The following is a 12,531-nucleotide window of genomic DNA, read 5'->3' as shown; positions in this document are numbered from 1 at the left end:
CCTGGTTCCTGTGACGCAACCCGGGCCTCTATGGCCGTGCCGACCCCGGCTTGAAGGAGGCGCTGGCGACAGCCGCGGCGGGGCGGGTCACCAGATAGATGCCGAGCGCGACCGGAACGATCCCGAGCAGGTCGCGGAATTCGACATGCTCGCCGAGCACGAGGTAGGCGAACAGCATGCCGAGCGGCGGCATCAGGAAGTGATAGGCGCTTGCGGCGGTCGCGCCGCACACTTTCAGGAGATGGAACCAGAGCAGATAAGCGAGGATCGAGCCGCCGAGCACGAGGAAGGCGAAGGCGCCGGCGAGCCGCATGCTCGGCACGATGTCGCTGACGCTGGACAGCGTGAAGGCGAACGGCATCACCGCGAGGCCGCCGGCGATGTTCTGGATGCCATTGCCGATCCACAGGCTGCCCTTCGGCGCCAGCAGCTTGAACAGCATGGTGCCGGCGACGATCGAGGCGAGCGAGGCCAATGTGAACAGGATGCCGTGTGGGCTGTCGGTGCCGACCTTCAAGCGATGCCAGACGATGAAGGCGACGCCGACGATGCCGAGCACGAGGCCGACCACCTTGCGCAAGGTCATGCTCTCGCCGAGGAACAGTGCCGCCAGCATCGCGGTGAACACCGGGTTGGCCGAGACGATCAGCGCGCCGAGCCCGGCCGAGACGGTCTTCAGGCCGGTGTAGCCGAGACCGAGATAGAGCGCGTTGTTGGCGACGCCGATCACGGCGAACACCGCCGCGTCGCGCCAGCTGAGATCCCATTTGTCGCTGCGCAGCCAGGAGATCGCGAGGATCAGGACGCCGGCGAGCGAGAACCGCGCGGCGAGCAGGATCAGCGGCGGACAATCGGTGACGCCGATCTTGCCGGCGACGAAGGCGTAGCTCCAGAGCAGGCAGAACAGCGCGATCAAGAGCGGCAGGGTGTTGAAGCGGGCGCGTGGGGCGGCAATTGAGGATGCGGCGGACATGGAATTTCTCCTTGGCCCATGATCTAGGCCACCGCCTTGCTATTTGGAAATTAAATGATAGACTGACATCCAGTGGATTTATGAATGGTGGCCGCGATGCTCGACCTGGAGCTGTTGCGCAGTTTCGTCTCGGTGGTCGATGCCGGCGGCTTCACCCGCGCCGGCGAGCGCGTTCACCGCACGCAATCGACGGTCAGCCAGCAGATCAAGCGCCTGGAGGAGGATGTCGGCCAGCCGCTGTTGATCCGCAGCGGCAAGGATGTCACCCCGACAGAGGCCGGCGATCAGCTGCTGACCTATGCGCGGCGGCTGCTGGCGCTTGCCGAGGAGGCGCGTGATGTGGTGTCGCGCCCCGGCAGCGAAGGCGCGATCCGGATCGGCATCACCGAGGATTTTGCAGCCTACCGGTTGACCCGATTGCTCGCGACCTTCTCGCGCAGCCATCCGAATTTGCGGCTCGACGTGCGCTCCGGCCAGAGCCTGTATTTGTACCGCGATCTTGAGCGCGGCGATCTCGACCTCGCGCTGATCAAGCGCGCGGCCAGCGAGAGAGGTGGCATCGCGGTGTGGCCGGAACGCGTGCATTGGGTGACGAGCAAGAGCCATCCGCGCGACACGACGACCGGCTCGGTGCCATTGATCGGCTTCGGCTCGGGCTGCCTCTATCGCGCCCACGCCATCCATGCGCTGGAGAGCGCGGGGCGCAACTGGCACATGGCCTATACGTCATCCAGCCTCGCCGGCATCCAGGCCGCGGTCGCCGCGGGCCTCGGCCTCAGCATTCTGTCAGAAATGTCGATCCAGGCCGAGCACCGCGTGCTGACGGCGAAGGACGGCTTTGCGCCGATCGAGCGAACCGAGGTCGCCCTCGTCGCCGCCCCCGAAGCCCGCCCCGCGACCTTGCGGCTGGCGGATCGGCTCGCGGAGTATTGCGAGACCGTGCAGGCGAAGGCGGCATAGGAATACCTCTTCGTCATTCCGGGGCTCGCGAAGCGAGAACCCGGAATCCATCTTGCCGCATCATCCGGGGACGGATGGATTCCGGGTTCGTGCTTCGCACGCCCCGGAATGACGCAGAGTGTCAATAACACCGCGACGCCACGAAAGCATGCACGCGGTTGTCGCCGAGCACATGGGCGACGAAGCCGGACGATCCGAAGATCCGCGCGAATGCCGCGTCGCGGATGCTCAGGCCGCCGGTGTAGGCGCCAAACGCCGGCATCACCGCACGCTCGCCGTCGCTCGCAAAACACCGCCGCTCGATCGAGCGGCCGCGGGTCGGCACCCGCGCCTTGGGGTGCAGATGGCCGGCGATCTCGCCGCTCGCACCGGTCGGCTCATGGCGGAACACGATCGGACCGATCGCGACCTCGGTTGCGACCACGCCGCCGAGACTGGACGGCAACGCCGGATCGTGATTGCCCGCGATCCAGATCCAGTTCCGCCGCATCTGGAGTGCCGCGAGCACCGCGCGATCCGGCTCCGACAGGCGCGCATGCGCATCGCGATCATGAAAGCTGTCGCCGAGCGCGATCACCTGCCGCGGATCGTGCCGCGCGATCACAGCGGCAAGCCGGCTCAGCGTCGCGACCGTATCGTAGGGCGGCAGCAGCACGCCGCGGGCAGCGAAGCTCGAACCTTTTTCCAGATGCAGGTCGGAGACCACGAGCAGGCTCTGCGCTTCCCAGAACAGCGCGCCGGAGCAATCCGCCACGAAGTCGATATCCGCCACCGTGACCCTCGCAACGCGCATATCGTCACCGTCTCGCAAAGCTAGCGCGCTTGCCGTCACGTCCGTCCCCCAGAATATCAACGTTACGTCGTCGCCTCCCGCACGAGTTCCTCGGCCGCCTCGGCCAGAAGCTCGTCGGATGCTTCGCCATAAACTGACTCGCGGCCGATTTCCAGCAGCGCGGGGACGGCAAGCGGAGAAACGTGGTCGAGATCCTTGTGGGTGATTCGGCCGTGGATGCGCGACAGCATGTCGCCGAGGCGGCGGAGATCGAGCAATCCCGTGGCGGCATCGCCACGCGCGGCGCGCAGCAGCACGTGGTCGGCCTGGTGCTTGCGCAGCACGTCGTAGATCAAATCGGTCGAGAACAGCACCTGTCGGCGCGACTTCTCCTCGTCGGTGAAGCGACGCGCGATCAGGCCCGAGATGATGGCGCAGTTTCGGAAGGTGCGCTTCATCAGCGCGGATTCCGCGAGCCATGCTTCGAGGTCGTCGCCGAGCATATCGGGATCGAACAGCGCGTTGAGATCGAGTTTGCCGTGCCGGATCATGAAGGAAAGATCGCCGACGCCCCAGACCGCGAGCGCATATTCATTGGCGACGAAGCCGAGCGGACGGGCGCGGGCGCGCTCCAGCCGGCGCGTCAGGAGCATGCCGAGCGTCTGGTGTGCGAGGCGGCCCTCGAACGGATAGCAGACCAGGTAATGGCTGCCGCCGCGCGGGAAGGTTTCGACCAGCAGCTCATGCACCGCCGGCACCCGGGAGAATTTTCGCTGCAATGACAGCCAGTCGTGGACCTGGTCCGGCAGCGCGTCCCAGGCCCGGCTGTTGTCGAGCAATTTGCGGACACGCTCGGCGAGATACGTCGACAGCGGGAACTTGCCGCCCATATAGGACGGCACTTTCGCATCCTTGTCATTGGCGCGGGAGACATAGACCTGGTCTTCAACCAGGGCCTCGTAGCGCACCACCTCACCGCCGAACACGAAGGTGTCACCGGGTACGAGACCCTCGATGAACACCTCCTCGATCTCGCCGAGCATGCGGCCGCCGCGGGCGATCGCCCCGGTCGATCCGCCGCTTTTCCCTTGGCCGCCGGCACGCGAGCGCACCAGCCGCACCTTCAGCATGGTCTCCTCGACGATGGTGCCGACGTTGAGGCGGTAGCTCTGCCGCACCTTGGGATTGGTGACACGCCAGCGGCCCTGCTTGTCCTGCTTGATGCGCGCAAAACGCTCATAGGTCTTCAGCGCGTAGCCGCCGGTCGCGACGAAATCGACGACATCGTCGAAATCGGTGCGCGACAGCGCTGCATAAGGCGCCGCAGTCCTCACCTCATCATAGAGTTCGTCCGAGAGGAACGGCTTGCCGCAGGCGCAACCGAGCACGTGCTGGGCCAGCACGTCGAGCGCGCCGGTGCGCAGCGGCGGCGTGTCCTGCGCATTTTCGGCGATGGCATCGATCGCGACAGCGCATTCCAGCACCTCGAAGCGGTTGGCCGGCACCAGCACGGCGCGCGAGGCCTCGTCGAAGCGGTGGTTGGCGCGACCGATCCGCTGCATCAGCCGCGACGATCCCTTGGGCGCGCCGATATTGATGACGAGGTCGACATCACCCCAGTCGACGCCGAGGTCGAGCGAGGAGGTGCAGACCACGCCGCGCAGTTTTCCCGCGGCCATCGCGTCCTCGACCTTGCGGCGCTGCGCGACGTCGAGCGAGCCGTGATGCAGCGCGATCGCGAGCCCGTCGTCGTTCATCCGCCAGAGATCCTGGAACAGCATCTCGGCCTGGCTGCGGGTATTGACGAACACCAGCGTGGTCTTGTTGCGCTTGATCAGCTCATAGACCTCGGGCAGCGCGTGGCGCGCGCCGTGGCCGGACCACGGCAGCCGCTCCCGCGTGTCGAGCATCTCCACCACCGGCGGTGCGGCGCCGCCGGCGGTGACGACGTCGGCGGAAGCGTTCTCGCCGCCCGGCTGCGGCACCAGGAAGCGCGCGAGCTGTTCGGGTTCGGCGACTGTTGCCGAGAGGCCGATGGCGCGCGCCTGCGGCGCGATGGTCCAAAGCCGTGCGAGACCGAGCGAGAGCAGATCACCGCGCTTGGAGGTGACCAGCGCATGCAGCTCGTCGAGCACAATGCGCTTCAGCGACGAGAACAAAAACGGCGCATCGTCGGAAGCGAGCAGGAGCGCCAGCTGCTCCGGTGTGGTGAGCAGGATGTCCGGCGGATAGCGCCGCTGCCGCTGCCGCCGCGACACCGGCGTGTCGCCGGTGCGGGTCTCGATCCGGATCGGCAAGCTCATCTCCGCAACCGGCGTCTCCAGGTTACGCGCGATATCGACCGCGAGCGCCTTCAGCGGCGAGATGTAAAGCGTGTGCAGCCCGCTGGAGCGGCGAACGCTGCGGCCGGTGGAAACGAGATTCCTTCTTGGTTCCGCAGCGCTAGCTGCCAAGGCTCCCTCCCCCCTTGCGGGGTTCGAGGCGAGCAAAGCTCGCTCTCGAGGTTGGGGAGAGGGGTAGGACGTATCGTTCGGAGCAAGCGGCGTACCCCTCTCCCGCCGCTCCCCGACGCGCAATTGCGCGTCAGAGGGCGTCGACCTCCCCCGCAAGGGGGGAGGTGGCGATCGAGTGCGTGTCACGAGCTTTCCGTCTCTCTCTCCGCCGTCCCCGCTCAACTCCACCAGCGTCGGCAAGAACCCCGCCAGCGTCTTGCCCGCACCTGTGGGCGCGATCAGCAGCGCGGAACGCTCCTCGCGCGCTTTGGCCAGCAGCGCGAGTTGGTGCTCGCGCGGCGACCAGCCGCGTGAGGCGAACCAGTCGCGAAACCGGCGCGGCAAGAGATCGGCCGTTTCCGACGGCGGGACGGAAAAGAGATCGAGCGTCGACACGCTCCAAGAGGTAGGCGGTTCAGGCGGTTTCGTCGAGGGCAGACGGAAATGGCGGCAGGTGGCAGGGGCGAGCGGCCTGCGCTGCTGCTCGCTGGCAGAGCCGCCCGCCCGCCGTCATTCCGGGATGGTGCGCAAGCACCAGACCGGAATCTCGAGATTCCGGGTTCGATGCTTCGCATCGCCCCGGAATGACTACCCAGTAACGACGGACAAGAGTGGCGCCCGCCCTACTCCGTCATCGGCTCGCCGGAGAGGTCCCAGTCCTTGCCGTTGAAGATCGAGACGTACAGCGTCTTCATCGGCGTGTAGTCATCGGGCGTATAGCTGTACTTGATGCCGTCGAGGAAATAGGGCGAGTGGAAACCGGCCAGCGTGGTGGCGTTCTTCAGCACGTTGGCGCGGGTCAGATCGTCGCCGCAGCGGCGCAGGATTTCGCCTATCGTCGCCGCCTGGCCGTAACCGGCGAAGGCGATGGTGTTGTCGGGATCGATGTTCGGCAGATATTTCTTGCGCAGCTCCTCGAACGCCATCACGTCCGGATCCTTCTCATAGCGCGGCACGCCGACTTCCTTGTTGTAGCGGATCGCGACGATGTCCTTGGCGTTCTCGAGGCCCGCGGCGCTCAGGATCGAGCGGCCGGTCGAGCCTGCCGACAATAGCTGCAGCGGCTTCCAGCCGAGCTCGGCCACCTTGCGGATCGACTGCGACGTCGCCTTGCCTGTCGTGATGTTGTAAAACACGTCGGCGCCCGACTTCGAGAGATTGATGAGCTGGGAATCGACCGTCGGATCGGTGAGATCGTAGGTCTGCTCCATGATCACCTGTGCCTTGCCGCCGGCGTCGGCCAGCACCTTCTTGAACGGCCCCAGGAAGTCGCGTCCGAAATCATCGTTCTGGTAGAGGATGCCGATCCTGGCGCTCGGCTTCACGCTGACGACGTGCTTGGCCAGGATGCGCGCTTCTGTCGGATACAGCGGCAGGCCCGCCATGGTCCATTTGAAGTTCTTCGGATCGTTCCACTTCGAGGCGCCGGTGTTCAGCAGCAGCTGGGGAACGCCCTTGGAATTGAGATATTTGTGCACGGCGGTCTGCGGCGCGGTGCCGAGCGAGCCGTAGAGCGCCAGTACCTCCTCCTGCTCGACCAGCCGGCGCGTCGCCTCGACGCATTTCGGCGCGCTGTAGGCATCGTCCATGGTGAGGAACTTCACCTTGCGGCCGTTGATGCCGCCCTTGTCGTTCAGCATCTGGAAATAGGCTTCGCCGACGCGGCCGAGCACGCCATAGAGCGAGCCCGGGCCGGAGTGTGGCACGGTCTGGCCGAGCTTGATCTCGGTATCGCTCGCACCCGGATCGTACTTCTTGTCCGCGGCCCAAACGAACGGCGCCGGCAGCACGGATGCTGCGATGACAGACAATGCGGTGGCGCCGAACTCGCGCCGAGTATGTTTTTTCATTGCGTCTCTCCCTGAAACGAAAGCTCTCGCACTCCGCTCAGCGCCGGGCAAGTGCGAAGTCACGGCTTTGCGGCGCAATGCCGCGTCACGGCAAATCCGCAGCGTGTAGACTCAAGTTTGAGGGTGAGATGTATCGGACCGCTTTCTTATCCTCCCCTGGAGGGCATCACGCCTTGACGGCCACCGCGACAAGGCCGGGCGCGGGAATGTTGTCCTCATTGCGCGCCGAGAGATCGTCGAGCAGGGCCAGCGTCAGGCCGGCGGCCGCAACGGTCGCGCGCACATAGGCCTCGCTGTGCGCGTAGCGCAGCCCATCGCCGAGGATGACGCCCTCGCCGTCATGGGTCTCCGTCGTAAAGGCCAGCACGCCGCCTGGCACCAGCACGCGCGCGGCCTCGGCGAGAACAGGCGCGAGATCGGCGACATAGACCATCGCATCGGCGGCGAGGATCAGTTCGGCGCTGGCATCGGGTTTGGTCGAAATGCCCTGCAGCATGTCGCCAGCCTCGAGCTCGGCATAGAGGGCGGTGGCGCGCGCTCTGTCGATCATGCGCGGCGACAGGTCGATGCCGATGAAGCGGTCGACATGCCCAGCGAATGCGCCGGCCGCCAATCCGGTGCCGCAGCCGAGATCGATCGCGCGCTTGAAGAAGGCCGGCTTCTTGGCGCCCGCGCGCACCGACAGCACCGCCTTGAACAGCAACGCCGGGCCGCGATAGCCGAGATCGCCGACCAGCGCGGCCTCGAAGCGCGGCGCATATTGATCGAACAGCGTCTGCACATAGCCCGGCGGCATCGCACCGACGGCCTCGACGCCGAGCTGCATCAGATGCAGGCCGGCGCCATGACGGTCCTCGGGATCGGCGTCGCGCGCGGCGCGGAAGGCTGCGATCGCGGCCTCGCGCTGCCCGAGCTCGAGGCGGATCTTGGCCAGCATGTACCAGGCCGAGGTAAATTGCGGCACCAGCTCGATCGCCTGCTCGAGCAGCTCGGCGGCAGCCGGCAGGTCGCCCTTCAATTGCAGGTCGCGCGCGAACTCGTAGCGGCGGTCGGCAACGAGATCGCCGGAGGATAGAAACAGGCGGGGAGCCATTCTCTCTTAGGAACCAATCTTGTTTTGGGAATCCTGGCCGAATGGCCATCCATCAAAGCACGGACTTTTTCCGGAGATGGATGCGCCAGTCAAGCCCGCGCATCACGATTAGATATCGCGGAATCAATGCCTATATGTGCGGCATGCGCCCGCAAGACATCCTGATGCCCGTCCCGGCCGGGCTTTGCTGCAAGCCCGGCGGCTTCCATATCGATCCTGTCAGGCCGGTCGAGCGGGCCCTGATCACGCATGGTCATTCCGACCATGCGCGCCCCGGCCACGGCGCCGTGCTCGCGACCCAGGAAACCCTCGACATGATGCGGCTGCGCTACGGCGAGAATTTCGCCGGATCGACGCAGGCTGTGACTTATGGCGAGGAGATCAGGCTCGGCGACGTCACGGTGACGTTTCATCCCGCCGGTCATGTGCTCGGCTCCGCGCAGATCTCGGTCACCTGCAAGGACAGGCGCATCGTTTCCTCCGGCGACTACAAGGATGCGCGCGACCCGACCTGCGCCCCGTTCGAGCTGGTGCCCTGCGACGTCTTCATCACGGAGGCGACGTTTGGATTGCCGGTGTTCCGCCATGGCGATGCCGCCGCCGAAGTGAACAAGCTGCTGGCGTCCGCAAAGCTGTTTCCGGAGCGCGCGCATCTGGTCGGCGCTTACTCGCTCGGCAAGGCGCAGCGCGTGATCGCGCTGCTGCGCGAGGCCGGTTACGACGCGCCGATCTACCTGCACGGCGCGATGGAGAAGATCACCTATTACTATCAGGAGCGCGGCATTCCACTCGGCGAGCTCCGGCCGGTGCGCGGTGTGAAGAAGGCCGAGCTTGCCGGCACCATCACGCTGGCGCCGCCGAGCGCGACATCGGATGTCTGGACCCGGCGCTTCCCAGATCCGGTCACCGCCTTCGCCTCGGGCTGGATGCGCGTGCGCGCGCGGGCAAGGCAGGGAGGCATCGAGCTGCCGCTGGTGATCTCGGATCATGCCGATTGGGATGGGCTGACGGCGACGATCGCCGCCACCGGTGCCGGCGAGATCTGGGTTACCCACGGCCAGGAAGACGCGCTGGTGCATTGGTGCAGGAGCAAGGGCCTTGCCGCGCGGCCGCTCGATCTGGTCGGCTATGGCGACGAAGACGAGGGCGAGACCGCCGCGATCACCGGCGAGGTTCAGTCCGATGGCGAGGCGGACACATGAACCGCTTTGCCGAATTGCTCGACCGCCTCGCCTACGAGCCCGGCCGCAACAACAAGATCAAGCTGCTGGTTAGCTATTTCCGCGAGACCGAGGACCCCGACCGCGGCTATGCGCTGGCGGCACTGACCGGCGCGCTGTCATTCAAGCACGCCAAGCCCGGCTTGATCCGCGATCTGATCACCGAGCGCGCCGACCCGGTGCTGTTCGGTTACGCCTATGACTATGTCGGCGATCTCTCCGAGACCGTCGCGCTGATGTGGCCGAAGGCGACTGGTGCAGATCACAACGAATCTTTCCCGGGCCACCCCTCTCCCCAACCCTCCCCCGCAAGGGGGGAGGGAGCCCAACCGGCGTGGTCACCTCACAGCGATGTTGAGTTGACTGACGCGAGTAAGGGACGCACCGGTGGACGGGTTCCCTCCCCCCTTGCGGGGGAGGGTGAGGGAGAGGGGTACCGCGGGCGAGATCGCAGCGAAACTCCCCGCACGCACAACAACCCGCCGCCCCCGACGCTGACCGACGTCGTCACCACGCTGCGCACGCTTGGCAAGGCCGAGCTGCCGGCGCAGTTGGCGCGCTGGCTGGACGAGCTCGACGAGACCGGACGCTGGGCGCTGTTGAAGCTCGTCACCGGCGCGATGCGGATCGGGATCTCGGCGCGGCTCGCGAAGACGGCGGCAGCGGCGCTGGGCGACAAGGACGCACACGAGATCGAGCTGATGTGGCCGGGCCTGTCGCCGCCCTATCTCGACCTGTTCGCCTGGCTCGAAGGCCGCGGCGACAAGCCGGTCAACCGGGATCCTGCGCCATTCCGCCCGGTGATGCTGGCGCACGCGATCGAGGATGCGGACTTTGCCAATCTCGACGCTGCCGATTTCAGCGCGGAGTGGAAATGGGACGGCATCCGCGTGCAGGCTGTCGCCGGCCGCGACGCGCGCGGCCACATCCAGGCCCGGCTCTATTCGCGCACCGGCGAGGATATCACCGGCAGCTTCCCCGACCTCGTGCCGTCGCTGCATCTGCCCGGCGCGATCGACGGCGAATTGCTGGTGCTGCGCGACGGCCGCGTACAGACCTTCAACGTCTTGCAGCAGCGATTGAACCGCAAGGTCGTCTCGCCGAAACTGATCAAGGAATTCCCGATCCACCTGCGCGCCTACGATTTGCTCGGCGACGACGAGAACGATCTGCGCGAGCTGCCCTTCACCGAACGCCGCGCGCATCTCGAAGCCTTCGTCGCCAAGCTCAGCGATCCGCGCATCGACCTGTCGCCGACCGTCCCGTTCGCGAGCTGGGAAGAGCTGGCCGCGGCCCGTGCCGATCCCAAGAGCGCAGGCGCCGGCGACGATGCCGACGCGGTCGAAGGCGTGATGCTGAAGCGGCGCGATGCGCCCTATCTGCCGGGACGGCCGAAGGGCCCGTGGTGGAAATGGAAGCGCGATCCTCACATCATCGATGCGGTGCTGATGTATGCCCAGCGCGGCCACGGCAAGCGCTCGTCCTATTATTCCGACTACACGTTCGGGGTCTGGACCCGTGGTGAGGCCGGCGACGAGCTGGTGCCGGTCGGCAAGGCCTATTTCGGTTTCACCGACGAGGAGCTGTTGCAGATCGACCGCTTCGTCCGCCGCAATACCACCGAGAAATTCGGCCCGGTGCGACATGTCGTGCACGAGCCGGATCAGGGGCTGGTGCTGGAGGTCGCCTTCGAGGGCTTGCAGCGCTCGCCGCGTCATAAATCCGGCGTCGCGATGCGGTTTCCCCGCATCAGCCGGCTGCGCTGGGACAAACCGCCGCGCGAGGCCGACCGGCTGGAGACACTTGAACGGATGTTAATCTCCATGACAGGAAGTTAAACCCGCAAGCCGCATGGCGGCCATTGATCGCGCCCCGCGGGTTTCCCATGTGCACCGCCGTGACCTATAATGCGGGCGATTCCGCCAGAACTCGGTTCTGATGGAATCAGAACCGAGTTCTAGGTTTTGTTTTGACGCGTTTTCTTCACGCGAACCGGTACCCACTTCGCTCGAAAACGCTATTGGAGACAACGATGCCAGACAACATCCGGGACTTGCCGGCCGGCGGCCAGAGCGACGGCCTGTACCGCTTTCTCGGCGGCTCGCCGCTGTCGGTGGCGTTCCGGCTGATCCTGCTCTCGATCCTGGTCGGCGTCGTGCTCGCCGCGATCGGGCTCGATCCCTGGAACATTCTCTACAGCATCCACAGGCTGTTCCAGAGCCTCTGGGATCTTGGCTTCGACGCGATCAACTGGGCCTGGCGCTACTTCCTGCTCGGCGCCGTGATCGTGATCCCGATCTGGCTGCTGTCGCGGCTGTTCGGCGCGCCGCGCGGCCGCTGATCAAAGGAGGGTTCGCAGCCGATGCAATTGCAATTTGTCGGCTGCGGCGATGCGTTCGGCTCCGGCGGCCGCTTCAACACCTGCTTCCACATCAGGGGCGAGCGCGCCAATTTCCTCATCGATTGCGGCGCCTCGTCGCTTCCCGCATTGAAGCGGCTCGAGATCGACCGCAACGCGATCGACCTGATCCTGATCACGCATTTCCATGGCGACCATTTTGCCGGCCTGCCGTTCTTCCTGCTCGACGCGCAATTCTCCCGCCGCACAAGGCCGCTGGTGATCGCAGGTCCCGAAGGCATCGAAACCAAACTGCCCCAAGTAATGGAGGTGATGTTCGAACACTCCTCCAGGACCAAACAGCGCTTCGATCTGTCGGTCGTCACGCTCGCCCCACAGGAGCGGCGCAGCTTCGGCGAGGTGACCGTGACGCCTTACCCGGTGGTGCACGGCGAATCCGGCGGACCATTTCTGGCCTATCGCATCGAGACGGAAGGCCGCGTCGTCAGCTACAGCGCCGATACCGAGTGGACCGACACGCTGGTCCCGGCGGCGCAAGACGCCGACATCTTCATCGCTGAGGCCTATACCTACGACAAGATGGTCAAGAATCATCTCAGCCTGACAACGCTGGAAGCGCATCTTCCGGCCATCAACGCGAAACGCGTGGTGCTGACCCATATGAGCGACGACATGCTCGGCCGCATCGACGGCCTGCCGTACACAGCGGCGAGCGACGGCATGGTCGTGATATTCTGACCACGCAATTGCATGATAGGCCGCCCAGCCCCATCGCCACCGCATTGCTCTGAGAACATTTCCAGCATGGCCGC

General features: G+C 65.7%; 10 protein-coding genes. 5 read left to right on the top strand and 5 right to left on the bottom strand.

All coding sequences use genetic code 11. The annotated features are described in order from the left end of the window. Positions 1-28: 28 nt before the first annotated feature. The gene (locus tag ACVIW0_RS03330) at positions 29-973 is read right to left on the bottom strand and encodes a DMT family transporter (protein ID WP_461351030.1); all 945 of its coding nucleotides are present in this window, start codon (positions 971-973) and stop codon (positions 29-31) included. 96 nt (positions 974-1,069) lie between these two features. Between ACVIW0_RS03330 and ACVIW0_RS03325 the strand changes: the two genes are divergently transcribed. Then, positions 1,070-1,933, top strand: coding sequence for a LysR family transcriptional regulator (locus tag ACVIW0_RS03325; RefSeq protein ID WP_461357233.1), 864 nt, complete (start codon positions 1,070-1,072; stop codon positions 1,931-1,933). Between the two features lie 121 nt (positions 1,934-2,054). On the opposite strand, the gene pdeM is transcribed toward ACVIW0_RS03325, so the two are convergent. The 4 genes from pdeM to ACVIW0_RS03305 form a co-directional block, all read right to left on the bottom strand. Beyond that, a complete protein-coding gene (pdeM, locus tag ACVIW0_RS03320; protein WP_461351029.1) occupies positions 2,055-2,726 on the bottom strand; it encodes a ligase-associated DNA damage response endonuclease PdeM in 672 nt (223 codons plus the stop codon). 62 nt (positions 2,727-2,788) lie between these two features. After that, entirely contained in the window at positions 2,789-5,593 is a 2,805-nt protein-coding gene (locus tag ACVIW0_RS03315) for a ligase-associated DNA damage response DEXH box helicase (protein ID WP_461351028.1), read from the bottom strand. Between the two features lie 227 nt (positions 5,594-5,820). Beyond that, positions 5,821-7,047: an ABC transporter substrate-binding protein gene (locus ACVIW0_RS03310; protein WP_461351027.1), complete on the bottom strand. Its 1,227-nt coding sequence runs from the start codon at positions 7,045-7,047 to the stop codon at positions 5,821-5,823. A gap of 166 nt (positions 7,048-7,213) precedes the next feature. Then, positions 7,214-8,140 carry a methyltransferase domain-containing protein gene (locus ACVIW0_RS03305; RefSeq protein ID WP_461351026.1) on the bottom strand — a complete coding sequence of 309 codons (927 nt, stop codon included), beginning with the start codon at positions 8,138-8,140 and terminating at the stop codon, positions 7,214-7,216. 143 nt (positions 8,141-8,283) lie between these two features. Here ACVIW0_RS03305 and ACVIW0_RS03300 point away from each other — a divergent pair, with 143 nt between their 5' ends. From ACVIW0_RS03300 to ACVIW0_RS03285, 4 genes are all read left to right on the top strand, one after another. After that, on the top strand, positions 8,284-9,342 hold the full coding sequence (locus ACVIW0_RS03300; protein ID WP_461357232.1) for a ligase-associated DNA damage response exonuclease: 1,059 nt from the start codon (positions 8,284-8,286) through the stop codon (positions 9,340-9,342). Beyond that, positions 9,339-11,198, top strand: coding sequence for a cisplatin damage response ATP-dependent DNA ligase (locus tag ACVIW0_RS03295; protein ID WP_461351025.1), 1,860 nt, complete (start codon positions 9,339-9,341; stop codon positions 11,196-11,198). Before ACVIW0_RS03300 ends, ACVIW0_RS03295 begins: the two co-directional genes overlap by 4 nt. A gap of 194 nt (positions 11,199-11,392) precedes the next feature. Beyond that, complete coding sequence (locus ACVIW0_RS03290; protein ID WP_461351024.1) at positions 11,393-11,701, top strand: DUF6460 domain-containing protein; 309 nt, start codon at positions 11,393-11,395, stop codon at positions 11,699-11,701. Positions 11,702-11,722: 21 nt separating this feature from the next. Then, the gene (locus ACVIW0_RS03285) at positions 11,723-12,457 is read left to right on the top strand and encodes an MBL fold metallo-hydrolase (protein WP_461351023.1); all 735 of its coding nucleotides are present in this window, start codon (positions 11,723-11,725) and stop codon (positions 12,455-12,457) included. The last annotated feature ends 74 nt before the right edge of the window (positions 12,458-12,531 follow it).

The sequence above is a fragment of the Bradyrhizobium sp. USDA 4454 genome, from assembly GCF_054822705.1.
Note: the sequence above shows the minus strand (reverse complement) of the source record. Positions and strands in the feature narration are given on the sequence as shown.

Excerpts from the sequence above, each read along its gene's own strand:
- ACVIW0_RS03295 (WP_461351025.1), top strand. The coding sequence starts at position 9,339 with ATGAACCGCTTTGCCGAATTGCTCGACCGCCTCGCCTACGAGCCCGGC.
- ACVIW0_RS03305 (WP_461351026.1), bottom strand. The coding sequence starts at position 8,140 with ATGGCTCCCCGCCTGTTTCTATCCTCCGGCGATCTCGTTGCCGACCGC.
- ACVIW0_RS03290 (WP_461351024.1), top strand. The coding sequence starts at position 11,393 with ATGCCAGACAACATCCGGGACTTGCCGGCCGGCGGCCAGAGCGACGGC.
- ACVIW0_RS03285 (WP_461351023.1), top strand. The coding sequence starts at position 11,723 with ATGCAATTGCAATTTGTCGGCTGCGGCGATGCGTTCGGCTCCGGCGGC.
- ACVIW0_RS03310 (WP_461351027.1), bottom strand. The coding sequence starts at position 7,047 with ATGAAAAAACATACTCGGCGCGAGTTCGGCGCCACCGCATTGTCTGTC.
- ACVIW0_RS03325 (WP_461357233.1), top strand. The coding sequence starts at position 1,070 with ATGCTCGACCTGGAGCTGTTGCGCAGTTTCGTCTCGGTGGTCGATGCC.
- pdeM (WP_461351029.1), bottom strand. The coding sequence starts at position 2,726 with ATGCGCGTTGCGAGGGTCACGGTGGCGGATATCGACTTCGTGGCGGAT.
- ACVIW0_RS03330 (WP_461351030.1), bottom strand. The coding sequence starts at position 973 with ATGTCCGCCGCATCCTCAATTGCCGCCCCACGCGCCCGCTTCAACACC.
- ACVIW0_RS03300 (WP_461357232.1), top strand. The coding sequence starts at position 8,284 with ATGCGCCCGCAAGACATCCTGATGCCCGTCCCGGCCGGGCTTTGCTGC.